Here is a 22,077-nt window from a genome sequence, read left to right as displayed (position 1 = left end):
TCCAAATGGTGGACAGGACCGCAGGTCAGCGGCTATTACCGCCGGGTAGCCCCGGGGTCGAACTCCTGACAGTGTGCCCTGCCGGTCAAGACCCGAAACAGCCTGGAAATCACCTTGACCCCGACTGCGTGGCATCCGTCCTGCGATTTCGCCGGAATGACGCGGCCCGAGGCGCTGGTCTGATGGTCCAGGGCGCCTCGGGCCGTAAAAATTGTATTGCTATGCGGGGGGATGCGTGATGTTCCACACATCGGGGGTCAGCCCACCGTCAACCCACATGGCCGCCGATCAGCCAGCCCAGCAGGTACGTCACCCCGGCCGCGGCGCTGCCCAGCAGCAGCTGGCGCAGCCCGCTGAACCACCAGCTGCGCGCCGTCACCCGGGCCACCACCGCGCCGCACAGGAACAGGCCGACCACCGCCAGCAGCAGCGCCGGCAGCAGCGAGGCGGCCCCCAGCAGATAGGGCAGCAGCGGCAGCAGCGCGCCGATCGCGAAGCAGCCGAACGAGGAGACCGCGGCCACCAGCGGGCTGGGCAGGTCGTGCGGGTCCACGCCGAGCTCCTCCCGGACGTGCACCTCCAGCGCCTGCTCCGGATCCCTGGTCAGCTGCCGGGCCACCTCGGCGGCGAGCTCCGGCTCCACCCCGCGCTCGACGTACAGCTGGGCCAGCTCGGCCAGCTCGCCGCGCGGGTTGCGGTTCAGCTCGATCCGCTCGGCGGCGATCTCGGCCTCGACCAGCTCCCGCTGGGAGGCCACCGAGGTGTACTCCCCCGCCGCCATCGAGCAGGCCCCGGCCGCGAGACCCGCAAGACCCGTGAGGACCACCGTGCTGTGGCCGGCCGCGCCACCCACCACACCGGTCATCAGGGCGAAGTTGGAGACCAGGCCGTCCATCGCGCCGAACACCGCGGGCCGCAGCCAGCCGCCGTTGACATCGCGGTGGTGCCCGGCGTTGGGCACCCGGGGGACCGGGGCTTCGTCGATGGCCGGGCGGGTGATGACAGCACTCATGGCGGAACCTCCTGCAACTGCGTGACCCCTTGACGTTAATCGCAGGGTCTGACAGTTTCCAGCAAGCCAGCCCTGGCTTACCTCGCTGACCTGCGGCGATGCCGGCGGCTACCACGAAAGAGGGACCCGGAGTGGCAACTCCGGGTCCCTCTGATGACGATGTGACGGATGTTGCGCCTGCGCCGAGCCGTCAGACGTCCTCGGTGACCGGCTTCTCGGTGACCGGCTGGTCGGCGGGCTTCCCGGCAGTCGGCTTCTCGGTGGACGTCGCGGTCTCCGACTCGGTCGGCGCCTCGGACCCCGCCGCGCCGGCGGCGGCCTCGGCCTCCTCCCGCACGCCGACCGGGTCGATCGAGTCCGGCGCCTCGCGGCCCGGGCGCAGCCGCCCGACGACCACGAAGTAGGCCAGCGCACCGGCGAACACCACGATCGACGTCCAGTCGTTGAGCCGCAGGCCCAGGATGTGGTGCGCCTCGTCGATCCGCAGGTACTCGATCCAGGCCCGGCCCACCGTGTAGGCCATCACATAGAGCGCGAAGGCCCGCCCGTGGCCCAGCTTGAAGCGGCGGTCGGCCCAGAGCACCAGCAGCGCCACCCCGACGCACCAGAGCGACTCGTAGAGGAAGGTCGGCTGGAAGACCCCGTCGATCACGGTGCCGTCCGCATCCACCTTGTGGATCTTCAGGCCCCAGGGCAGCGAGGTCGGCCGACCGTAGAGCTCCTGGTTGAACCAGTTGCCCCAGCGCCCGCAGGCCTGGGCCAGCGCGATGCCGGGGGCGATCGCGTCGGCGTAGGCCGGCAGCGGCACGCCCCGGCGGCGGGCGCCGATCCAGGCGCCGACCGCGCCGAGCGCGATCGCACCCCAGATGCCGAGGCCGCCCTCCCAGATCTTGAAGGCGTTCCACGGGTTGCGGCCCGGGTCGAAGTACAGCTGGTGATCGGTGATCACGTGGTAGAGCCGGCCGCCGACCAGGCCGAACGGCACTGCCCAGACGGCGATGTCGCCCACCGTGTGCTTGGCCCCACCGCGGGCGACCCAGCGCTTGCTGCCGAGCCAGACGGCGACAACAACACCGATGATGATGCAGAAGGCGTACGCGCGCAGCGGGATCGGTCCCAGGTGGAGGACGCCCCGCGACGGGCTCGGAATGTAAGCGAGTTCCATGACATCACCGACGCTACCGTGTCCTGACTTTGAAGCCCGAACCGCCCGCCGTACCGGTTCGAAACCGGTTCGGGCACGGAACCGGACCGTGACACCGGATGGCCCGGGTCAGTTCGGCGGCACGGCCCCCGCCGCGGTGCTGGTCGGCGCCGGGCTGGCCGAGGCGCTGCCGGTGGTGCCCAGCGGCTTGCCCTGGTTGGCCTCGTCGACCCACTTCACGAGGTTGTCCGGGGAGATCTCGTCGTTGCCGTTCTTCGGATAGATCGACTTGCCGTTCAGCAGGACGGTCGGGGTGGAGGTGTAGCCGGTCTTGTCGAAGTCCTGCTCCACGGCCGAGACCCAGCTCTTGAAGTGCTGGCTGTTGACGCAGTTCTCGAAGGCCGGCGTGTCCAGACCGGGGACCTGCTTGGCCAGGGCGATCAGCTGGGACTTGTCCTTCCAGGTGTCCACGGTCTCGTCGGGCTGGTTCTTGTAGAGCACGTCGTGGTACGCCCGGAAGTACCCGGCGTCCTGGGCGCAGGCCAGCGCGTTGGCACCGTTCTTGGAGCCGTGGCCGCTGTCGTGCCGGTCGATGAACGAGACGATGTGGTAGTTGCCGTAGAGCTTGCCCTGGTCCTGCAACTGGTCGATGGTGGCCGAGAACTGGTGCTCGAAGCCGCCGCAGGCGGGGCAGCGCGGGTCCTCGTAGACGGTGAGGGTGGACGGGGCGTTGGCCGGGCCGTCCGGGATGATCAGCTTCTTGTCGCCGATCGCCCCGGCCGGCGCCGCGGTCGGGGTGGACGGCGCCGAGCGGTTGTTCTGAACCGCGATGCCGATGCCGACCCCGGCGCCGATCACCACCAGCACGGTGCCGATGACCAGCAGCTTCTTGCGCCGGGCGGCCTTGGCCTGCTGGGCCGCGCGCTCGTCCTGCATCCGCTCGCGGGCAGAGCGCTTGCCGTCGCGGTTCTTCTCACTCAATGACATTCAGGCTTCCGGGAAAGTTGGCGGTGCGGCTGGTTCCAGTGCACCGAGTGGGTCAGAGCGCGAGCCAGGCGTCGACCGAGGCCTTGGAGCGCGGCCGGTAGACCAGCCAGAGCGCCAGCAGCAGGAATCCGCAGTCGCGCAGGATCTCCTGGCCGTACTGGGTCTGCGACTTGGCCACCGCGCCGCCGCCGCCGAAGCAGCCGCAGTCGATCGAGATGCCGCGCGCCCAGGCCGAACTGATCCCGGCGATGAAGGTGAGCAGCAGCACCACCGAGATCACCGCGACGATCCGCACCCCGAGGCCGACCAGCAGCAGCAGCGCCAGCGCCAGTTCCAGGAACGGCAGCCCGTAGCCGACCGGTTTGACCAGCCCCTCGGGCAGGATCCGATAGGCCCGGACCGCCTGCGCGGCCACGGCCGGATCGGAGATCTTGGCCAGGCCCGCCCAGGCCCAGACCACTGCCAGGGCCAGCCGCACGACGGTGCTGAGCCACTCCGCCGCCGGTCCGTCAACCACCCGACGCATGCTGCCCACCGCCACCGCCTCGACCATGCTGCCTACCCCCTCGACGACGTCCGCTGCCGGGCCAGCGGGCCCGCCGGAGCTACCTGACGAACCGTAGGGGATAGATGCGAAATGGTCCAAAGTGTCCGATTCACCCGAATGGGTGATGGCGCGTCAATGGTGCAGCAGGTTGACCTGCCGTGCGGGCGCGTGGTGCTGCCTGTCCTGCTGCTGATGGGACGCCAGTTCGGCACCCCTGCGGGCGAGCGCGTGGCCCACCACGTGCTCGCTGCCGAATGCCACGGCCAGCACCACGGCGGCGGCAACCGCTCGCAGCAGGACCGCGCGGTGGATCCCGGCCACGGCCTCGCCTCCCGGTGGTTGTGAGTTACGCGAACGGCGGAGACCGGGAGCATTCCCCGCAGCCGCACCGGATACAACGTCCGGTCCGCGTCGGTAACACGTCAGGTCCGTTAATTTCACCCGAATGGGTCGGCGCATGGCAACGGCCCGCGCCCCCCGGAGTCGGGGAAGCGACGGGCCGTCGGAGATTGCCCAGGGCGGCTCAGCGCGAGCGCACGCCCTGCGCCAGCTCGCCCGCCAGCGCGCGCACCGCGTCGAGCGCGGCCGCCTCGTCCGCGCCGGCGTCCAGGATCCGCTGCACGAAGGCCGAGCCGACGATCACCCCGTCGGCGAAACCGGCCACCTGGGCGGCCTGCGCAGCGGTGGAGACACCCAGGCCCACGCAGACCGGCAGTTCGGTGGCGGCCCGGGTGCGGGCCACCAAGTCCTCGGCCAGCTCGCCGACCTGGGCCCGGGATCCCGTCACGCCCATCACGGCCGCGGCGTAGACGAAGCCGCTGCCGGCCGCGGTCACCTCGGCCAGCCGCGCGTCCCGGCTGGACGGCGCGACCACGAAGACGGTGTCCAGGCCGTGCTCGGCGGCCGCCTTGCGCCACTCGCCGGACTCCTCCACCGGCAGGTCGGGCAGGATCACGCCCACTCCCCCGGCGGCGGCCAGGTCGGCGGCGAACCGGGCGATGCCGTACCGGTCCACCGGGTTCCAGTAGGTCATCACCAGCACGGCGGCCGCCGGGTGCGCCTCGGCCACCTCCTTGACGGTGCGCAGCACGTCGGTGATCCGCACGCCGCCGCGCAGCGCGATGTCGTCGGCGGTCTGGATGGTGGCGCCGTCCAGCACCGGGTCGGAGTGCGGCAGGCCGATCTCGACGACGTCGCAGCCGCCCTCGATCAGCGCGTTGACCGCCCGGATGCCGCCGTCGACGGTCGGGAAGCCGGCCGGCAGGTAGCCGATCAGGGCCGCCCGGTTCTCGGACGCGGCCCGCGCCAGGACCGTGGTGAGCTTGGAGGTCATCGGTTCTCCCCCTTGGCCGGCTCGTCGTAGAGGCCGAAGTACTGGGCGGCGGTGTGCATGTCCTTGTCGCCGCGCCCCGACAGGTTGACCAGGATGGTGGCCTCCGGTCCCAGCTCGCGGCCCAACTCCAGTGCCCCGGCGAGCGCGTGGGCGCTCTCGATGGCCGGGATGATGCCCTCGGTGCGGGACAGCAGGCGCAGCGCCTGCATCGCGGCGTCGTCGGTGACCGTGCGGTACTCGGCGCGGCCGGTGTCCTTGAGCCAGGCGTGCTCGGGGCCGACGCCCGGGTAGTCCAGGCCGGCCGAGATGGAGTGGCTCTCGACGGTCTGGCCGTCCTCGTCCTGCAGCACGTAGGTGCGCATGCCGTGCAGCACGCCCGGGGTGCCCTTGGTGAGGGTGGCGCCGTGGCGCTGGGTCTCCAGGCCTTCACCGGCCGGCTCGCAGCCGACCAGGCGCACGCCCGCGTCCGGGATGAACTCGTGGAAGATGCCCATGGCGTTGGAGCCGCCGCCGACGCAGGCGACCACCGCGTCGGGCAGTCGGCCGGTGCGCTCCAGCACCTGCCGGCGGGCCTCGATGCCGATCACCCGGTGGAAGTCGCGGACCATGGCCGGGAACGGGTGCGGGCCGGCCACCGTGCCGAACAGGTAGTGGGTGGAGTCGACGTTGGCCACCCAGTCGCGGAAGGCCTCGTTGATCGCGTCCTTGAGGGTGCGGCTGCCGGACTTGACGGCCACCACCTCGGCGCCGAGCATCCGCATCCGGGCGACGTTGAGCGCCTGGCGCTCGGTGTCCACCTCGCCCATGTAGATGGTGCAGTCGAAGCCGAAGAGCGCGCAGGCGGTGGCGGTGGCCACGCCGTGCTGCCCGGCGCCGGTCTCGGCGATGATCCGGGTCTTGCCCATCCGGCGGGTGAGCAGGGCCTGGCCCAGCACGTTGTTGATCTTGTGCGAGCCGGTGTGGTTGAGGTCCTCGCGCTTGAGCAGCACCCGGGCGCCGCCGGCCTCGGCGGAGAACCGGTGCACGTCGGTCAGCGCGCTCGGGCGGCCGGTGTAGTCCTTGAGCAGCAGGTCGAGTTCGGCCGCGAAGGCCGGGTCCTGCTTGGCCTTCTCGTACTCCTCGGCGACCTGCTCCACGGCGGCGACCAGCGCCTCGGGGATGAAGCGGCCGCCGTAGGCACCGAAGTAGCCGCGGCCGTCGGGCACCTGAGGGCCCGTCAGATGATCTGACATGTCAGTTGTGATCCTTGGATGACGATGAAGCGGAAGTCAGCTGGAGTGACGATCCGTCCGACGCCATCGGCGACCGGGCACCTGCCCCGGCTCGCACCCGATCACATAGCGCACCCGCCGCCCCAGCACCCGGCGCGCGGGCGCCCGGCAGCCGCGCGGGCGGCAGCCGGGGGCCAGGCGGGCGCTGAGCGACATGGTGATCAGCCCTTGTTCCGCAGCGCGGGGTGGGCACCGGCCGCGACCAGGTCGGCGACCGCGGTGCGCGGGTCCTTGCCGGTCACCAGGGACTCGCCGACCAGCACCGCGTCGGCGCCGTCGTTGGCGTAGGCGATCAGGTCGTGCGGGCCGCGCACACCGGACTCGGCCACCTTGACGATGCGGTCCGGGATCGCGTGCACCACATTGGCGAAGGTGTCGCGGTGCACCTCGAGGGTCTTGAGGTTGCGCGCGTTCACCCCGATCACCCGGGCGCCGGCGTCGACCGCGCGGGCGATCTCCTCCTCGTCGTGCACCTCCACCAGCGGGGTCAGCCCGATCGACTCGGCCCGCTCGATCAGCGACACCAGGGCCGGCTGGTCCAGCGCGGCGACGATCAGCAGCACCAGGTCGGCGCCGTGCGCGCGGGCTTCCCAGAGCTGGTAGGCGGTGACGATGAAGTCCTTGCGGAGCAGCGGGGTGTCGACCGCGGCGCGGACCGCGTCCAGGTCGGCGAGCGAACCGCCGAACCGGCGCTGCTCGGTGAGCACGCTGATCGCCGCGGCACCGCCGGCCGCGTAGTCGGCCGCCAGCGCGGCCGGGTCGGCGATCGCGGCGAGCGCACCCTTGGACGGGCTGGAGCGCTTGACCTCGCAGATCACCCGCACGCCCTCGCCGCGCAGCGCGGCCACGCCGTCCTTGGCCTGCGGAGCCTTGGCGGCCAGCTCCTTGAGCTGGTCCAGGCTGACCCGCGCCTGCCGCTCGGCGAGATCCTCGCGGACTCCGGCGACGATGTCGTCCAGCACGCTCATCAGGCTGCCTCTCCCCTGGCCATCACGGCCGGAATGTCACGTGCCTCGCGCACCGCGCACCTCTCTACACCCGAAATCTTCCAGGGGCCCGATCGGATCATGCGGCGGCCGCGACCAGCACACGTCCATCGGCAACTCGATGGTAGCCGCACCGGGGGGCGCGCAGAGCATCCACCCGGCGCCCGTCTCGCCCTGCGGACCGGTAGCGGCGCAGGTCACCAGGGGCGGCCCAGGGGCGGGCAGCCGGGAGCGCCGGGAGTCAGACGGCCGACGGCGCCAGGTGCACGCCGGCCGGCAGGTTGCGCAGCACGGTGAAGGCCACCAGCACCAGCCCCAGCGCGACCAGCCGGGCCGGCCCCATCGCCACCCGCGGCCCGGGCCGCCGGTCAGCGCCGCGAAGGCCCAGCGCACCCAGAGCACCCCGAGGACCACGAAGAGCACCACGGCCAGCAGGTTGTCGTGCAGGCCGGCGGTGAACTCGCCGTGGGCCAGCGCGTGCACGCAGCGAAGTCCGCCGCAGCCGGGGCACCACCAGCCGGTGGCCTGCCGGAACGGGCAGAGCGGATAGTGCCCGGGGGTGTTCGGGTCGACGGCGGCGATGTAGGCGGTCGGCAGCGCGGTGGCGGCCAGGGCGGCGAACGGGCGGCTCAGCCGGCGCAGGACCGGCCCGCCGGCGGTGGTGCTCGGTGCGGTCACGGTGCTGATTCTGCCCGGGTGCCGCCAGGGCACGCGCAGCGCCGCGCGGCGGCAGGGGTGCGGGCGGGCGCCGCGCGCCGCCGGTCGCATAAACACGCGGACCGGGGCGCCGGGCCCGCATGGCCCTGGCGCCCCGGTCCGGGACGTTCGCTACGGCAGCGTCAGGCGTTGGCCGTGACGGCCTCGGGGGCGCCGGTCTGCGCGGTGCGCAGCGCACGGTACTCGGCCTTGATCTGCTCGACCTTCGGGTCGGGCTGCCTGCCCATGCCCGCCGCCTTCATCGCCAGGCCGGCCGCACCACCGGCGAGCACGACGACCAGACCGGCGATCACGATGACCGGCGAGGCCATGATCATGCCGACGCCGGAGATGCAGAAACCTACGAAGGCGATGACCACGCCGGTCCAGGCAGCAGTGGTGTGTCCATGGGCTTGCCGTGACATGTGTGGGTACTCCTTGGTTCCGCGGGTCTGTCACCCACCATTGTTGCCGACGCCTTTCGGCGCTCCCAAGCCGGGTCCGAGTGAGGACCGTCACGCTTCGCAGAGCGTTCACTCGGGAACGTCAGGCAGTCGGGTCCTCGCCGCGGTCCAGCGCCTTCCACAGATCGGCCGGGGTGCCGGCGCTCTTGGCGGCGGTGGCGGTGCGCCGGGCGGTCGGCGCGTCATAGCGGGCGCCCATGCTCGGCCAGGCCTTGCCCTGACGGATCGTCAGCAGCCCGGCCACCGCCAGCAGCAGCCCGCCGAGCAGCGCCACCCACGGCCAGGCGGTGTGGCCGACGTGCTCGGCCGTCACCCCGGTCAGCCCCAGCTTGCGGGCCGCGTCGGAGTCCAGCGCGGCGGTGTCCCCGGCCCGAGGCCGGCCGCCGCGGCGGTGCCCAGGCCGGCGAGCACGACCAGCCCACCGACCACCGCGCGGGCCGCACCGCGCACCGCGAAGACCGCCACGCCCGAGGCCAGCGAGACCAGTGCGAGGGCGCTCGGCAGCCCCGAGATGTCACTCCCGCTCGCCGTCACGTCCAGCCCGGCGACCTTTCCCGAGGCCCAGCCACGCCCGACCGCCCACAGCACCAGCGTGGCGCCGACCACGATCAGCAGCAGCATCACGCCCAAGCTGCGCCGCGCCGCGGCGGGGCGAGCGGGCACGGTCTCGGCAGCGGGGGCGGCGGACTCGGGGGCGGGTGCGGGTGCGGCAGTCACCCGTCCACTATCCCCCGGGACGGTTCGGCGCCCCGCACCGGGTCAGGGGGTCTCGTGAACGGGCGGGGCTTCTCACACCACCGGCGCCTGCAAGGTGTTCGCCGCAGCCACCGCCCGCAGCACGGCCGCCGCCTTGTTGCGGCACTCGGTGTCCTCGCTGACCGGGTCGGAGTCGGCCACCACGCCGGCGCCCGCCTGGACGTAGGCGGTGCCGTCGCGCAGGACGGCGGTGCGGATGGCGATCGCCGTGTCGGCGTCCCCGGCGAAGTCCAGGTAGCCGACGCAGCCGCCGTAGAGGCCGCGCCGGGTCGGCTCCAGCTCCTCGATGATCTGCATCGCGCGCGGCTTGGGCGCCCCGGAGAGGGTGCCGGCCGGGAAGCAGGCGGTGAGCACGTCGAAGGCGGTGCTGCCGTCGGCGACCTCGCCGGTGACGGTGGAGACGATGTGCATCACATGGCTGTACCGCTCCACCGACATGAAGTCGACCACCTCGACGCTGCCCGGCGCGCAGACCCGGCCCAGGTCGTTGCGGCCCAGGTCGACCAGCATCAGGTGCTCGGCCCGCTCCTTGGGGTCGGCCAGCAGCTCGGCGGCCAGCTCGGCGTCCTGCTGCGGGGTGTCGCCGCGGTGCCGGGTGCCGGCGATCGGGTGCAGCATCGCCTGCCGGTTGGTCACCTTGACCAGCGCCTCGGGGCTGGAGCCGACCACGTCGAAGCCGCCCTCGGCGCCGCCGTCCGGGCCGGGGAACCGGAACAGGTACATGTACGGACTGGGGTTGGTGGTGCGCAGCACCCGGTAGACGTCCAGCGCGGAGGCCGGGCAGGGCGCCTCGAACCGCTGCGAGGGGACCACCTGGAAGGCCTCGCCGGCCCGGATCCGCTCCTTCACCTGCTCCACGGCCGCCTGGTAGGGCGCGCCGCCGAACGGCGAGTGCACGTCGACCGCGGGCACCCGGCGGATGACGGCCAGCCCCGGGTCGACCGGGCGGGCCAGCTCCGCCTCCATGGCGTCCAGCCGGGCCACCGCGTCGGCGTAGGCCTCGTCCACGCCGCTGGCCCGGTCGTTGTGGTTGACCGCGTTGGCGATCAGCAGCACCGTGCCGTCCACGTGGTCGAGCACCGCGAGGTCGGTGGCGAGCAGCATGGTCAGCTCGGGCAGCCGCAGGTCGTCCGGGTTGAGGTCGGGCAGCTTCTCCAGGCGGCGGACGATGTCGTAGCCGAGGTACCCGACCAGGCCGCCGGTGAGCGGCGGCAGCCCGTCGTCGCCGAGGCGCGGGGTGTGCAGCGCGGCCAGGGCGGCGCGCAGCACCTCCAGCGGGTCGCCGTCGCGCGGGATGCCGACCGGCGGGGTGCCGAGCCAGCGGGCCCCGCCCTGCTCGTCCACGGTCAGGGCGGCGGCGCTGCGCACCCCGACGAAGGAGTAGCGGGACCAACTGCGGCCCTGCTCGGCCGACTCCAGCAGGAAGGTGCCGGGGCGCTCGGCGGCCAGGCTGCGGTAGAGGCCGATCGGGGTCAGGCCGTCCGCCAGCAGTCGGCGGGTGACCGGGATGACCCTGGTGTCGACGGCGAGCTTGCGGAAGGCGTCGAGGTCCATCGTCGGGAGCACCAATCTCGTCGAGGGTCGTTCGAGGTCAGGGGGCGAGCAGCACGTCTTCGTCGAAGCAGGTGCGGGCACCGGTGTGGCAGGCCGCGCCGACCTGGTCGACCCGGACCAGCAGGGTGTCGCCGTCGCAGTCCAGGGCCACCGACTTGACGTGCTGCAGGTGGCCGGAGGTGTCGCCCTTGACCCAGTACTCCTGGCGGCTGCGGCTCCAGTAGGTGCAGCGGCCGGTGGTCAGGGTGCGGTGCAGCGCCTCGTCGTCCATCCAACCGAGCATCAGCACCTCGCCGGTGTCGTACTGCTGCGCGATGGCCGGCAGCAGGCCGTCCGAGGTGCGCTTGAGGCGGGCGGCGATGGCGGGGTCGAGCCGGGTGCTGCCGGGGCGGCGGGGCTGGACGGCGTTGCGGATGACATGACGCCATTCTGGCAGGCTCGCGGGGCGGGCGGGGCCGTTGACCAACTGCCGGGAAAGCCTCACACGGACGGCCGGGCTGCGGGATTCTGGTGCGCATGACCCAGTCCGCGCGCGCCGCCGGCCGATTGGTCCTGCCGGCCCTGGTCCTGCTGCTCGTCGTGGCCGTGCTGGCCGTCGTGCTGCTCTGGCCGAGTCCGAAGCACAAGGCGGCCGCACCGCCGCCCCCGTCGCCCACCGCCTCGCCGTCGCCCTCCCCCAGCCCGAGCCCCAGCAAGCAGCTGCCGTACCCGTGGTTCCCGGTCGGCGCCTGCCTGGACCACCCGAAGCTGAGCCCGGTGATCACGGTGGCCAGGCCCCAGCAGTGCGACGGGCAGCACGACGCCGAGTCGATCGGCAATCCGCTGCTGCCCGACGGCCTGCTGAAGGAGAGTCAGATCGCCCTGACCCTGGAGCGGCTCTGCCAGCCCTATGCGGCGGCCGCCGAGGCCAAGCAGGGCGGCGGCACCTGGTTCAGCCTGCCGACCGGGCCCTCGCTGAAGTACTACAGCCAGGGCTACCGTGACGCCAGCTGCCTGCTGGCCGCCTCCGACCGGGAGGCGGCACCAAGTTGACCGCGCCGCTGAAGGGTTAGCGCACCGGGTGGCCGGCGTCGCGCAGCGCGTCCTTGACCGACCCGATGGTCAGGTCGCCGAAGTGGAAGACCGAGGCGGCCAGCACGGCGTCCGCGCCGGCGTCGATCGCCGGGGCGAAGTCGGCGAGCTTGCCGGCCCCGCCGGAGGCGATCACCGGGACGGAGACCAGCTCGCGGACCGCGCGGATCATCGCCAGGTCGTAGCCGTCCTTGGTGCCGTCGGCGTCCATCGAGTTGAGCAGGATCTCGCCGGCGCCCAACTCGGCGGCCTGCCGGGCCCATTCGACGGCGTCCAGGCCGGTGCCCTGGCGGCCGCCGTGCGTGGTCACCTCGTAGCCAGAGGGCGTCTCGGTGCCGGGCGGGCAGCGGCGGGCGTCGACCGAGAGCACCAGCACCTGGCGGCCGAACCGCTCGGCGATCTCCCGGATCAGCTCCGGGCGGGCGATCGCCGCGGTGTTGACGCCCACCTTGTCGGCCCCGGCCCGCAGCAGCTTGTCGACGTCCTCGACGGTGCGGATGCCGCCGCCGACGGTGAGCGGGATGAAGACCTGCTCGGCGGTGCGCCGCACCACGTCGTAGGTGGTCTCGCGGTCGCCGGAGGAGGCGGTGATGTCGAGGAAGGTCAGCTCGTCGGCGCCCTCGGCGTCGTACCGCTTGGCCAGCTCGACCGGGTCGCCGGCGTCGCGCAGGTTCTGGAAGTTGACGCCCTTGACGACCCGTCCGGCGTCCACGTCCAGGCAGGGGATAACTCGGACCGCGAGGGTCATCTCGTGTTGCCTTCCAGGGAGTTGGCGAGCCCGGCGCGGTGCGCTTCGAGCTCGATCTCGACCATCATCCGGGGGTCGACCAGGCCCGCCACCACCACCATGGTGGTGGCCGGCTGGATCGCGCCGAACAGCTGCTGGTGGGCCCGGCCCACCTCGTCGGCGTCCCGGACATGGGTGATGTACATCCGGGTGCGGACCACGTCGCCCGCGGTCAGACCGTAGGCGGCGAGCGCCTCGACGGCGGTGCCGAAGGCAGCCAGGGTCTGCCCGAACGGGTCGCCCTCGGGCTCGATCTTCGCGTCCCGCCAGGCCGTGCAGCCCGAGACGAGCACCAGGTCACCGGCCGCCACCGCGCGGGCCGAGCCGAGCTGCTCCTCCCAGTAGGAGGAACCGAGCAGCCGGCCGCGCACGATCTGACGGTCTGTCACGATGACACTGCCTCCAGGGCCTCGGCGAGGGTGAACTTCTGCTCGTAGAGGGCCTTGCCGATGATCGAGCCCTCGACGCCCTCCGGTACCAGGGTGGCAATGGCACGCAGGTCGTCCAGCGAGGACACGCCGCCGGAGGCCACCACCGGCTTGTCGGTCGCGGCGCAGACCCGGCGCAGCAGCTCCAGGTTGGGGCCGCTCAGGGTGCCGTCCCGGTTGACGTCGGTGACCACGTAGCGGGCGCAGCCCTCGGCGTCCAGGCGGGCCAGCACCTCGAACAGGTCGGGGCCCTCGGTGGTCCAGCCGCGGCCGCGCAGCTGGGTGCCGATCACGTCCAGGCCGACCGCGATCTTGTCGCCGTGCTCGGCGATCACCTTGGCCACCCAGTCGGGCGACTCCAGGGCCGCGGTGCCCAGGTTGACCCGGGTGCAGCCGGTGGCCAGCGCGCGGGCCAGCGACTCGTCGTCGCGGATGCCGCCGGAGAGCTCGACCTTGATGTCCAGGGTGCGGGCGATCTCCTCGACCAGGTCGCGGTTGTCGCCGGTGCCGAAGGCGGCGTCCAGGTCGACCAGGTGCAGCCACTCGGCACCGGCCTGCTGCCAGGCCAGGGCGGCGGCCAGCGGCTCACCGAAGGAGGTCTCGGTGCCGGAGGCGCCCTTGACCAGGCGGACCGCCTGGCCGTTGCGGACGTCGACGGCGGGGAGCAGTTCGAGGCGGCTCATGTGTGTCTTTCCAGGATTCGAGGAGCGTCAGAGGGTGTCGACCCAGTTGGTCAGCAGCGCGGCGCCGGCGTCGCCGGACTTCTCGGGATGGAACTGGGTGGCCCACAGCGGGCCGTTCTCCACGGCCGCCACGAACGGCTCGCCATGGGTGGCCCAGGTGACCAGCGGCGGGTTGATCTTCTCGTTGGTGACCTGGAGCTCCCAGCGGCGCACCGCGTAGGAGTGCACGAAGTAGAAGCGGGTCTGCGGGTCCAGCCCGGCGAACAGCCGGCTGCCCTGCGGCGCCTCGACGGTGTTCCACCCCATGTGCGGGATCACCGGCGCCTGCAGCGGCTCCACGGTGCCCGGCCACTCGTCGCAGCCGACGGTCTCCACACCGTGCTCCACCCCGCGCTCGAAGAGGATCTGCATGCCCACGCAGATGCCGAGCACCGGGCGGCCGCCGGCCAGCCGGCGGCCGATGATCTGCTCGCCGCGGACCGCCTTCAGCCCGCGCATGCAGGCCTCGAAGGCGCCCACGCCGGGGACCAGCAGCCCGTCGGCGTCCATCGCGGTCTTGAAGTCGGAGGTGACGGTGACGTTCGCGCCGGTGCGCTCCACGGCCCGCTGCGCCGAACGCAGGTTGCCGGAGCCGTAGTCGAGGACGACGACGTTCTTGCCCATCAAGCTGTTCCTGTCTGTTTCCGAAGGCACGAAGGCCTGGGGCCCGGGCTAGAGGCGCATGATGCCGGCGGACAGGCACATGACCGCGCCGATGGCGAGCACGGCGATCACGCCCTTGGCCACCTTCTGCTTCCAGAAGGAGTAGACCCCACCGCCCAGGAAGAGCCCGGCGGCGATCATCAGCATGGCGGACTTGCTCACAGTGCACCCTTGGTCGAAGGCAGGATCCCGGCCGCCCGCGGGTCGAACTCGGCGGCGTACCGCAGGGCCCGGGCCAGCGCCTTGAACTGGGCCTCCACGATGTGGTGCGCGTTGCGCCCGTACGGCACATGGACGTGCAGCGCGATCTGCGCCTGAGCCACGAAGGACTCGAGTATGTGCCGGGTCATCGTGACATCGTAGGTGCCGATCATCGGCGCCATGCCCTCGGGCTCGGTGTGCACCAGGTAGGGGCGGCCGGAGAGGTCGACGGTCACCTGGGCCAGCGACTCGTCCAGCGGCACCGTGCAGTTGCCGAACCGGTAGATGCCGACCTTGTCGCCGAGCGCCTGCTTGAAGGCGGCGCCCAGGGCCAGGGCGGTGTCCTCGATGGTGTGGTGGGTGTCGATGTGCAGGTCGCCCTCGGTCTTCACGGTGAGGTCGAAGAGACCGTGGCGGCCCAGCTGGTCGAGCATGTGGTCGTAGAACCCGACACCGGTGGAGATGTCGGTCCGGCCGGTGCCGTCGAGGTTGATCTCGACCAGGACCGTGGTCTCCTTGGTGGTGCGCTCGACGCGCCCGATGCGGGGGGTCATACGGGTGACAGCTCCTTGATGACGGTGGCGACGGCGGCCAGGAAGGCCTCGTTCTCCTCGGGGGTGCCAGCGGTCACCCGCAGTCGCCCGGGAACGCCGTTGTTGCGGACCAGCACGCCCTGGTCGAGCAGCGCCCGCCAGACGGCCTGCGGGTCCTGGAAGACGCCGAACTGGATGAAGTTGGCGTCCGAGGCGGTGACCTCCAGGCCGAGCGCGGCCAGCCGCGCCACCACCTCGTCGCGCCCCTCCTTGAGTCGGCGCACGTAGCCCAGCAGGGTGTCGGTGTGCTCCAGGCAGGCCAGCGCCGTCGCCTGGGTGACGGACGACAGGTGGTACGGCAGCCGGACCAGCTGCACGGCGTCCACCACCGCCGGGTCGGCGGCCAGGTAGCCGAGGCGCAGGCCGGCCGCGCCGAAGGCCTTGGACATGGTGCGGGTGATCACCAGCAGCGGGCGGCCCGCCAGCAGCGGCAGCAGCGAGGGCTGGTGGGAGAACTCCACATAGGCCTCGTCCACCACCACCATGGTCGGCTTGACCGCCTGGGCGGCGTCATAGAGCCGCAGCACGGTCTCGGCGGCCACCGCGGTGCCGGTCGGGTTGTTCGGCGAGCAGATGAACAGCACGTCCGGGCGGTGCTCGGCGAGGGCGGCCGCGGCGGCGGCCTCGTCGATGGTGAAGTCCGCGTTGCGCGGGCCGGCGATCCAGCGGGTGCCGGTGCCGCGCGAGATCAGCTCGTGCATCTGGTAGCTCGGCTCGAAGCCGAGCGCGCTGCGGCCCGGCCCGCCGAAGGTCTGCAGCAGCTGCTGGATGATCTCGTTGGAGCCGTTGGCCGCCCAGACCTGCCGGACGTCCAGCTCGGTGCCGGCGGTGCCGTTCAGGCCGTTCGTCCGGTTCAGGTAGGCGGCCAGCTCGGTGCGCAGCTGGACCGCGTCCCGGTCCGGGTAGCGGTTCAGGTCGCGGGCCGCCTCGGCGACCCGCTCGGCGATCCGGGCGACCAGCTCGTCGGGCAGCTGGTAGGGGTTCTCGTTGGTGTTCAGCTGGACCGGGACGTCCAGCTGCGGGGCGCCGTAAGGGGACTGGCCGCGCAGCTCGTCGCGGATCGGCAGGTCGTCGATCTTCATCAGTTGTTCGGCACCGTCCAGTCGAAGCGAGCCCGGATGGCGTCCCCGTGACCGGGCAGGTCCTCGGCGTTGGCCAGGTTGACCACGTGCGCGGCGACGTCCGCCAGCGCGTCCCTGCTGTAGTCGATCACGTGGATGCCGCGCAGGAAGGACTGCACCGACAGGCCGGAGGAGTGGCAGGCGCAGCCCGCGGTGGGCAGCACGTGGTTGGAGCCGGCCGCGTAGTCGCCCAGCGAGACCGGGGCGTAGCGGCCGACGAAGATCGCGCCGGCGTTGCGCACCCGGGCGGCCACCGCGGCCGCGTCCCGGGTCTGGATCTCCAGGTGCTCGGCCGCGTAGGCGTTGGCGACGGCCAGGCCCTGCTCCAGGTCGTCCACCAGCACGGTGGCGGACTGCCGGCCGGACAGCGCGGTGGTGACCCGCTCGCGGTGCTTGGTCTCGGCGACCTGCTTCTCCAGCGCGACGTCGACCGCGTCGGCCAGCGTCACGGAGTCGGTGACCAGCACCGAGGCGGCCATCGGGTCGTGCTCGGCCTGGCTGATCAGGTCGGCGGCCACCTCGGCGGGCACGGCCGTGTCGTCGGCGAGCACCAGGATCTCGGTCGGCCCGGCCTCGGCGTCGATCCCGATCCGGCCCTTGAGCAGGCGCTTGGCGGCGGCCACGAAGATGTTGCCGGGGCCGGTCACCATGTTGACCGGGGCGCACTCCTCGGTGCCGTAGGCGAACATCGCGACCGCCTGGGCGCCGCCGACCGCGTACACCTCGGTGACGCCGAGCAGCGCGCAGGCCGCCAGCACCGCCGGGTGCACCTTGCCGCCGAACGCCTTCTGCGGCGGGGAGGTCACCGCGATGCCCTGGACACCGGCCTCCTGCGCCGGGACCACATTCATCACAACGGAGGACGGGTAGACGGCCAGTCCGCCCGGTACGTAGAGGCCGACCCGGTCCACCGGCACCCAGCGCTCGGTGACCGTGCCGCCCTGGACCACCTCGGTGGTGTGGTCGGTGCGGCGCTGCGCGCGGTGCACGATCCGGACCCGGCGGATGGTCTCCTCCAGCGCGGCCCGGACCTTCGGGTCCAGGCCGGTCAGCGCCTCGTCCAGGTCGGACTGCGGCACCCGGGTGGAGGAAAGCCGCACCCCGTCGAACCGTTCGGTGATCTCGATCAGCGCCGCCACGCCGCGATGGCGCACGTCGTCGCAGATCGGGCGCACCTTCTCCAGGGCGTCCTCCACGTCGAACTCGGCACGGGGCAGCAGCTCGCGCGGGTCGGCAGTCGAGCCGCGCAGGTCGATTCGAGAGATCACAGGGCCAAGTGTAAGGAGTGGGCGGAATTGCTGGCCCCACATATCAGTCCGTGATACGAACACTGAGACCTTCGTCGTGAACCTGATCACACGGCGGTCGCGGGGCTGATCGGACAGGGGGGATGCAGGTGACTGTGGGGCGGAGCAGCTCGCTCCGGAGGGCTGGACCGAGGCGGAGTCGCGGCTCTGGGAGATGTTCCGGTGCAGCGAGGTGCTCGACCTGTCGGCCGGCAACCTGGCCGCCGACAACCCGGCCGGCGGGGCGGACTGGGGCCGGAGCGCACGGTGCGCGCCGAGGTGCTGGCCCGGCTGCTGCTGTCCGGCCCCGACGCGCTGCCGGGCAAGGTGCGCGGGCTCAAGCTGATCGGCGCCCGGATCGCCGGGCGGCTCTGGCTGGCCGGCGGGCGCTGGGAGAGCTTCGTCGAGTTGCACGACTGCTACTTCGACACCGGTGCGGTGCTCTCCGAGGCGCACGCCGGCACGGTGCGGCTCGACGGCTGCTGGCTGCCCCGGCTCGACGCCTCCCGGCTGGACACCGCCGGTGACCTGGTGCTGGCCCGCTGCACCATCCCGTACGGCGTGCGGCTCACCGACGCGCAGATCGGCACCGACCTGATCGCCAACTACCTGACGGTGGGCGGCGACCAGTTCGGCCGGGGGTTCTCCGCCGACGGGTTGACGGTGCACCAGGACTTCGAGGCCGACCGGCTGACCAGCGACGGCGAGGTGAGCCTGCGCACCGCCCGGGTGGGCGGCCGGCTCTCGCTGCGCGGCGCCCAGCTGCACGGCCGACCCGGCAAGCCCAACTGCCTCAACGCGGCCCGCCTCACCGTGGGCAGCACCTGCTACCTGACCGGCTGGCGGGACCCGAAGGGCAACTCCGCCTGGACACCGCAGAGTCGGGACCCGTCCGCCGGCCCGCTGGCCGGATCGGCGGCCGCCGCCGCACAGGCAGCGGCCCAGGCGCAGCTCAACAACGTGCCCGACGTGCGCTACAGCCGCGCCCAGTACGACCCCGGGCCGTACCACACCGGTGCCGTCCCGGGCCCGTTCCACGGCGGCGGTGTGCCGGCGCCGCGCCCCGTCCTGGCGAACGACGACGACGCCGACGACGGGGACCAGGAGGAACGCGAACAGAGCATGTACGGCCAGGACTTCGGCGATGGGGCGGACGACGGCACCATCCCGTTCCGCGCCTACGGCGGAGTCCGGCTGGACGACGCGCACTTCGAGGCCGCCGTCCTGATCAACAACGCCGAGTTCCACCTGAACGGCAAGCAGGAGCTGTCACTGCGCCGGATCCAGACCCCGGAGCTGCGGTTCACCACCAAGACCCCGCCGACCGGCACGGTGGCGCTCTCCCGCGCCCGGGTCGGCAATCTGGTGGACACCCACACGGCCTGGCCCCGCAACCACAAGGTACGGCTCACCGGCTTCTCCTACGAGGCGCTGCGCCCGCCGGAGGGCACCAACTACCCGGTGGGGCAGCGGATCGACTGGCTGGACGCCGGCCTGGACAAGTTCCGCCCCGAGCCGTACGAGCAACTGGCCGCCGCCCTGCGCCGCGACGGCCTGGACGACGACGCCCGCCATGTGCAGTACGCCAAGCAGCGCCGCCGGGCCCGCACCCTGCCGCTGCCCGGCCGGCTCTGGTACCGCCTGCAGGACATCACCGTCGGCTACGGCTACCGCCCCGGCCGAGCCGCCCTGTGGCTGCTCGCCGCCTGGCTGGTCGGCACCCTGTGGTTCGCCTGGCACCAGCCCGAGCCCATCAAGCACGACGAACACCCGCACTGGAACGCCGCGTTGTACTCGGCCAGCCTGGTGCTCCCGATCGTCAACTTCGGCCAGGACGGCTGGGCGCCCGCCGGCTTCAGCCAGTGGCTCAGCGCCGCCCTGGTGGTCACCGGCTGGGTGCTCGCCTCCACCGTGGTCACCGGGGCGACCCGGGTCCTGCAGCGGGGTTAGGACGTTCCGTGCAGGTTCACAACGAGTTCAACGGCCGCGCGGTCTTCGTGATCCAGGCCGGCAGCATCAACGCGCCGGTGAACGTGGCGATCACGGCCCCGAGGACCCCGACGAGCGGCTCGCGCGGCAGTTGGCCCGGCTGGTGCAGCGCCAGTGGTACCGCGAGGCCGACGTGCGCGGCCTGCTGGACCCGGTGCCGCTGGCCACCCGCTGGGTGGCCGACCAGGCGGCGCACGGGGACCACGAGCAACTGGCCGGGCACCTGGAGCAGGAGCACGCCGGCGACCTGGACTCGTTCGCCGAGGCGTTCCGCGCCCTGCCGAAGCAGCGCCTGGTCCTGCTCGGCGACGCCGGATCGGGCAAGTCGAGCGTGGCCCTCCTGCTGCTGCTCGCCCTGCTTGAGCGGCGCGAGGCCGGCGAACCGGTGCCGGTGCTGCTGTCGTTGGGCTCCTGGGATCCGCACCAGCAGCTGCCCGGCACCTGGTTGGCGCAGCGGCTGGCCGAGGACTACCCGGCGCTCGGGGGTGCCGAGGTCGCCGAACGGCTGCTGGCGGCACGGCTGATCGTGCCGGTGCTGGACGGCCTCGACGAGATGTCGCCGCACCGGCGCGGCATGGCGCTGACCCGGCTCAACGAGTCCCGGGCCGACGGCACCCCGCTGATCCTGAGCTGCCGGGCCGCCGAGTACGACCACCTGGTGAGCGAGGACGCGGTGCTGCTGCGCGGGGCCGCCGTGGTTCGGGCCGTGCCGGTGACACCGCAGGACGCCCTGGAGTACCTGAGAACGGTGGTGGTACCGCAGCGGCATGCCGCCTGGGAGGGCGTGTTCGCCACGCTCGAAGAGGAGTCGCCGAGCCCGCTGCTGTCGGTGGCAGCCAGCCCGCTGATGCTGGGCCTGCTGCGGGTCTTCGCGGGCGGGCAGGGTGATCCGGCCGTGCTGCTGCGGTTCGGCGGGGCAAGGGAGTTGGAGGACTTCCTACTGGATGCGCTGGTGCCGACGGTGTTCGCGGCCCGGCCGGACGGTCCGCGGTGGCGGGCCGGGCCGGCGGAGCGGTGGCTGCGGTGGCTGGCTTGGGACATGACTGATCGTCAGAGTGCTGAACTGGCCTGGTGGCAGCTGCACCGGCGGGCCACCGACTGGCAGCGGGCGCTCGGCGCGGGGGTGATCGGCTGGCTGGCGACCGTGACGGTGATGGTGCTGGGCGGGGTGCTGAGTTGGCCACCGGGTGGGCTGAAGAACTGGGCGGTGATCGGCCTGTTCGCGAGCACCGCGGCGGTGCTTCTGGCGCAGCTCGCCTGGCGCCCGGTGGGGTTCGCGGAGGTGGTGCCCAAGCTTCGGGAGCACTACCGGATCCAGCCCGGCTCACCGTTGTCGCGCGTGCCGCGCCCGGTGCTGATCTGCGTGCCCGTGCTGGTGCTGGCGCTCTGGCTCGGCTGGTCGTCAGCGTCGGTGATCTCCTATCTGCGGTGGGACCGGAACCACCACGGCACCGAACCGAGCCTGTTCCCAGTGGCGTTCCTGACGGTAGCGATGGCGTTCGCGGCGAACGAGTGGTTCGAGCGCTTGGCGCCCGGCGTACCGCGGCGGAACGAATCGGTGGACCCGGCACGGGCGTTGGCCCTGGGTCGGCGGCGCGCCGTACTGCCGGCGGTGGTGGCCGGCCTGTTCTGGGTGTCCTGCACCGCGCTGCTGCTCCTGCCCATGCACTTCGACGCGGTCGGCTCCGGGGCAGGCAGATGGCTGGAGTTGGCGGTGATCGCGCTGGCCGTCGGTGCCTACTTCGGGTTCTACCGCCTGGTCCGCTCCCTCTGGTACGCCGCATTGCAAGCCCGCCTCCAACTCGCCCTCGCCGGCCGCCTCCCCCTCCGCCTCTCCGCCTTCCTCGCCGACGCCCACCGGCTGGGCATCCTGCGCCAGGTCGGCCCCGTCTACGAGTTCCGGCACGCCCGCCTCCGGGAGCGACTTGCCGAGGCGGATATGGTCTCGCCATGATCGACGACGACCGGATCGGCCCGCCCCACTTCGCGCCCGAGCGGGACATGCTCCGCGCCTTCCTGGACCTCCACCGCGCCACCCTGGCGCTGAAGTGCCAGGGCTTGACGGACGAGCAGCTCCGAGAGCGCTCCATGCCCCCGTCCACCCTGACCCTGCTCGGCCTGGTCCGCCACATGGCCGAGGTCGAACGGGCTTGGTTCCGCCGCGTCTTCGACGACCACGAGGCGCCGATGGTCTGGTCGGACAAGGTCGACTTCCAGGCCGCCTACGACGCGAGCAACTCGACCCGCGCCGAGGCGTTCGCCGCCTGGGAGGCCGAGGTCGCCCACTCCCGCGCGGTCGAGGCAGCGGTGGAGTCCCTGGACTCGCCCGGCTACCAGCCCCGTTGGGAGGAGGAGGTCTCGCTGCGGATGGTGATGCTGCACGTGCTGCTGGAGTACGGCCGCCACAATGGCCACGCGGACTTCCTGCGCGAGGGCGTCGACGGGGTGGTGGGCGCGTAGCGTCCG

At 72.4% G+C, this 22,077-nt stretch carries 25 protein-coding genes and 1 pseudogene; 4 read left to right on the top strand and 22 right to left on the bottom strand.

The window, feature by feature from the left end; all coding sequences use genetic code 11:
• Nucleotides 1–268: 268 nt before the first annotated feature.
• The 14 genes and pseudogenes from E6W39_RS31010 to hisI form a co-directional block, all read right to left on the bottom strand.
• Nucleotides 269–1,012 carry a VIT1/CCC1 transporter family protein gene (locus E6W39_RS31010; protein WP_141636308.1) on the bottom strand — a complete coding sequence of 248 codons (744 nt, stop codon included), beginning with the start codon at nt 1,010–1,012 and terminating at the stop codon, nt 269–271.
• A gap of 190 nt (nt 1,013–1,202) precedes the next feature.
• Entirely contained in the window at nt 1,203–2,177 is a 975-nt protein-coding gene (gene lgt / locus E6W39_RS31005) for a prolipoprotein diacylglyceryl transferase (RefSeq protein ID WP_141636307.1), read from the bottom strand.
• A gap of 108 nt (nt 2,178–2,285) precedes the next feature.
• Nucleotides 2,286–3,137 carry a DsbA family protein gene (locus E6W39_RS31000; RefSeq protein WP_141636306.1) on the bottom strand — a complete coding sequence of 284 codons (852 nt, stop codon included), beginning with the start codon at nt 3,135–3,137 and terminating at the stop codon, nt 2,286–2,288.
• A gap of 58 nt (nt 3,138–3,195) precedes the next feature.
• On the bottom strand, nt 3,196–3,696 hold the full coding sequence (locus tag E6W39_RS30995; RefSeq protein ID WP_220140284.1) for a MauE/DoxX family redox-associated membrane protein: 501 nt from the start codon (nt 3,694–3,696) through the stop codon (nt 3,196–3,198).
• 126 nt (nt 3,697–3,822) lie between these two features.
• Nucleotides 3,823–4,011, bottom strand: coding sequence for a hypothetical protein (locus tag E6W39_RS30990; RefSeq protein ID WP_141636305.1), 189 nt, complete (start codon nt 4,009–4,011; stop codon nt 3,823–3,825).
• 202 nt (nt 4,012–4,213) lie between these two features.
• On the bottom strand, nt 4,214–5,023 hold the full coding sequence (gene trpA, locus E6W39_RS30985) for a tryptophan synthase subunit alpha (RefSeq protein ID WP_141636304.1): 810 nt from the start codon (nt 5,021–5,023) through the stop codon (nt 4,214–4,216).
• Entirely contained in the window at nt 5,020–6,255 is a 1,236-nt protein-coding gene (gene trpB, locus E6W39_RS30980; RefSeq protein WP_141636303.1) for a tryptophan synthase subunit beta, read from the bottom strand. The genes trpA and trpB overlap by 4 nt, the downstream gene beginning before the upstream one ends.
• 36 nt (nt 6,256–6,291) lie before the next feature.
• Nucleotides 6,292–6,450, bottom strand: a complete 159-nt coding sequence (trpM, locus tag E6W39_RS44315; RefSeq protein WP_407658506.1) for a tryptophan biosynthesis modulator TrpM — start codon at nt 6,448–6,450, stop codon at nt 6,292–6,294.
• Nucleotides 6,451–6,455: 5 nt separating this feature from the next.
• On the bottom strand, nt 6,456–7,262 hold the full coding sequence (gene trpC, locus E6W39_RS30975) for an indole-3-glycerol phosphate synthase TrpC (protein WP_101379881.1): 807 nt from the start codon (nt 7,260–7,262) through the stop codon (nt 6,456–6,458).
• Between the two features lie 36 nt (nt 7,263–7,298).
• On the bottom strand, nt 7,299–7,958 hold the full coding sequence (locus E6W39_RS30970; RefSeq protein ID WP_228718427.1) for a DUF2752 domain-containing protein: 660 nt from the start codon (nt 7,956–7,958) through the stop codon (nt 7,299–7,301).
• A gap of 161 nt (nt 7,959–8,119) precedes the next feature.
• Complete coding sequence (locus E6W39_RS30965) at nt 8,120–8,401, bottom strand: HGxxPAAW family protein (RefSeq protein WP_141636302.1); 282 nt, start codon at nt 8,399–8,401, stop codon at nt 8,120–8,122.
• A gap of 121 nt (nt 8,402–8,522) precedes the next feature.
• Nucleotides 8,523–9,157, bottom strand: a pseudogene (locus tag E6W39_RS30960) (TIGR02234 family membrane protein).
• A 72-nt stretch (nt 9,158–9,229) separates the two neighbouring features.
• Nucleotides 9,230–10,750, bottom strand: coding sequence for an anthranilate synthase component I (locus tag E6W39_RS30955; RefSeq protein WP_141636301.1), 1,521 nt, complete (start codon nt 10,748–10,750; stop codon nt 9,230–9,232).
• A gap of 37 nt (nt 10,751–10,787) precedes the next feature.
• Nucleotides 10,788–11,165, bottom strand: coding sequence for a phosphoribosyl-AMP cyclohydrolase (gene hisI, locus E6W39_RS30950; protein ID WP_141638047.1), 378 nt, complete (start codon nt 11,163–11,165; stop codon nt 10,788–10,790).
• A 101-nt stretch (nt 11,166–11,266) separates the two neighbouring features.
• Here hisI and E6W39_RS30945 point away from each other — a divergent pair, with 101 nt between their 5' ends.
• Nucleotides 11,267–11,782 carry a hypothetical protein gene (locus E6W39_RS30945; RefSeq protein WP_141636300.1) on the top strand — a complete coding sequence of 172 codons (516 nt, stop codon included), beginning with the start codon at nt 11,267–11,269 and terminating at the stop codon, nt 11,780–11,782.
• Between the two features lie 16 nt (nt 11,783–11,798).
• Here the strand turns inward: E6W39_RS30945 and hisF are convergent, their stop codons facing one another.
• From hisF to hisD, 8 genes are read right to left on the bottom strand one after another with little or no spacing between them, the layout of a single operon-like run.
• Nucleotides 11,799–12,569 (bottom strand): imidazole glycerol phosphate synthase subunit HisF, encoded by a 771-nt coding sequence (gene hisF, locus E6W39_RS30940; protein ID WP_141636299.1) that lies wholly within the window; start codon nt 12,567–12,569, stop codon nt 11,799–11,801.
• Nucleotides 12,566–12,997 carry a RidA family protein gene (locus E6W39_RS30935; protein ID WP_141636298.1) on the bottom strand — a complete coding sequence of 144 codons (432 nt, stop codon included), beginning with the start codon at nt 12,995–12,997 and terminating at the stop codon, nt 12,566–12,568. The genes hisF and E6W39_RS30935 overlap by 4 nt, the downstream gene beginning before the upstream one ends.
• The gene (gene priA / locus E6W39_RS30930) at nt 12,994–13,719 is read right to left on the bottom strand and encodes a bifunctional 1-(5-phosphoribosyl)-5-((5-phosphoribosylamino)methylideneamino)imidazole-4-carboxamide isomerase/phosphoribosylanthranilate isomerase PriA (RefSeq protein WP_101379890.1); all 726 of its coding nucleotides are present in this window, start codon (nt 13,717–13,719) and stop codon (nt 12,994–12,996) included. The genes E6W39_RS30935 and priA overlap by 4 nt, the downstream gene beginning before the upstream one ends.
• A gap of 27 nt (nt 13,720–13,746) precedes the next feature.
• The gene (gene hisH / locus E6W39_RS30925; protein WP_141636297.1) at nt 13,747–14,382 is read right to left on the bottom strand and encodes an imidazole glycerol phosphate synthase subunit HisH; all 636 of its coding nucleotides are present in this window, start codon (nt 14,380–14,382) and stop codon (nt 13,747–13,749) included.
• A 48-nt stretch (nt 14,383–14,430) separates the two neighbouring features.
• On the bottom strand, nt 14,431–14,583 hold the full coding sequence (locus tag E6W39_RS39850) for a hypothetical protein (protein WP_180356219.1): 153 nt from the start codon (nt 14,581–14,583) through the stop codon (nt 14,431–14,433).
• Complete coding sequence (hisB, locus tag E6W39_RS30920; RefSeq protein ID WP_141636296.1) at nt 14,580–15,176, bottom strand: imidazoleglycerol-phosphate dehydratase HisB; 597 nt, start codon at nt 15,174–15,176, stop codon at nt 14,580–14,582. The genes E6W39_RS39850 and hisB overlap by 4 nt, the downstream gene beginning before the upstream one ends.
• Nucleotides 15,173–16,300, bottom strand: coding sequence for a histidinol-phosphate transaminase (locus tag E6W39_RS30915; RefSeq protein WP_181799727.1), 1,128 nt, complete (start codon nt 16,298–16,300; stop codon nt 15,173–15,175). The genes hisB and E6W39_RS30915 overlap by 4 nt, the downstream gene beginning before the upstream one ends.
• Entirely contained in the window at nt 16,297–17,604 is a 1,308-nt protein-coding gene (hisD, locus tag E6W39_RS30910; protein ID WP_141636294.1) for a histidinol dehydrogenase, read from the bottom strand. Before hisD ends, E6W39_RS30915 begins: the two co-directional genes overlap by 4 nt.
• Nucleotides 17,605–17,889: 285 nt before the next feature.
• On the opposite strand from hisD, the gene E6W39_RS30905 reads away from it, so the two are divergent.
• From E6W39_RS30905 to E6W39_RS30895, 3 genes are all read left to right on the top strand, one after another.
• On the top strand, nt 17,890–19,572 hold the full coding sequence (locus tag E6W39_RS30905) for an oxidoreductase (RefSeq protein ID WP_141636293.1): 1,683 nt from the start codon (nt 17,890–17,892) through the stop codon (nt 19,570–19,572).
• Between the two features lie 142 nt (nt 19,573–19,714).
• Nucleotides 19,715–21,565 carry an NACHT domain-containing protein gene (locus E6W39_RS30900; protein WP_181799514.1) on the top strand — a complete coding sequence of 617 codons (1,851 nt, stop codon included), beginning with the start codon at nt 19,715–19,717 and terminating at the stop codon, nt 21,563–21,565.
• Nucleotides 21,562–22,071, top strand: coding sequence for a DinB family protein (locus tag E6W39_RS30895; protein WP_141636291.1), 510 nt, complete (start codon nt 21,562–21,564; stop codon nt 22,069–22,071). The genes E6W39_RS30900 and E6W39_RS30895 overlap by 4 nt, the downstream gene beginning before the upstream one ends.
• Nucleotides 22,072–22,077 lie beyond the last annotated feature (6 nt).

Source organism: Kitasatospora acidiphila, from assembly GCF_006636205.1.
GTDB lineage: Bacteria > Actinomycetota > Actinomycetes > Streptomycetales > Streptomycetaceae > Kitasatospora > Kitasatospora acidiphila.
Note: the sequence above shows the minus strand (reverse complement) of the source record. Positions and strands in the feature narration are given on the sequence as shown.

Bases quoted from the DNA above. Each gene is read 5' to 3' on its own strand.
- E6W39_RS30895 (WP_141636291.1), top strand. From the start codon at position 21,562: ATGATCGACGACGACCGGATCGGCCCGCCCCACTTCGCGCCCGAGCGG.
- hisB (WP_141636296.1), bottom strand. From the start codon at position 15,176: ATGACCCCCCGCATCGGGCGCGTCGAGCGCACCACCAAGGAGACCACG.
- trpM (WP_407658506.1), bottom strand. From the start codon at position 6,450: ATGTCGCTCAGCGCCCGCCTGGCCCCCGGCTGCCGCCCGCGCGGCTGC.
- hisF (WP_141636299.1), bottom strand. From the start codon at position 12,569: ATGACCCTCGCGGTCCGAGTTATCCCCTGCCTGGACGTGGACGCCGGA.
- trpA (WP_141636304.1), bottom strand. From the start codon at position 5,023: ATGACCTCCAAGCTCACCACGGTCCTGGCGCGGGCCGCGTCCGAGAAC.
- E6W39_RS30965 (WP_141636302.1), bottom strand. From the start codon at position 8,401: ATGTCACGGCAAGCCCATGGACACACCACTGCTGCCTGGACCGGCGTG.
- E6W39_RS30955 (WP_141636301.1), bottom strand. From the start codon at position 10,750: ATGGACCTCGACGCCTTCCGCAAGCTCGCCGTCGACACCAGGGTCATC.
- hisH (WP_141636297.1), bottom strand. From the start codon at position 14,382: ATGGGCAAGAACGTCGTCGTCCTCGACTACGGCTCCGGCAACCTGCGT.
- trpB (WP_141636303.1), bottom strand. From the start codon at position 6,255: ATGTCAGATCATCTGACGGGCCCTCAGGTGCCCGACGGCCGCGGCTAC.
- priA (WP_101379890.1), bottom strand. From the start codon at position 13,719: ATGAGCCGCCTCGAACTGCTCCCCGCCGTCGACGTCCGCAACGGCCAG.
- trpC (WP_101379881.1), bottom strand. From the start codon at position 7,262: ATGAGCGTGCTGGACGACATCGTCGCCGGAGTCCGCGAGGATCTCGCC.
- E6W39_RS30995 (WP_220140284.1), bottom strand. From the start codon at position 3,696: ATGGTCGAGGCGGTGGCGGTGGGCAGCATGCGTCGGGTGGTTGACGGA.
- lgt (WP_141636307.1), bottom strand. From the start codon at position 2,177: ATGGAACTCGCTTACATTCCGAGCCCGTCGCGGGGCGTCCTCCACCTG.
- E6W39_RS30945 (WP_141636300.1), top strand. From the start codon at position 11,267: ATGACCCAGTCCGCGCGCGCCGCCGGCCGATTGGTCCTGCCGGCCCTG.
- E6W39_RS31010 (WP_141636308.1), bottom strand. From the start codon at position 1,012: ATGAGTGCTGTCATCACCCGCCCGGCCATCGACGAAGCCCCGGTCCCC.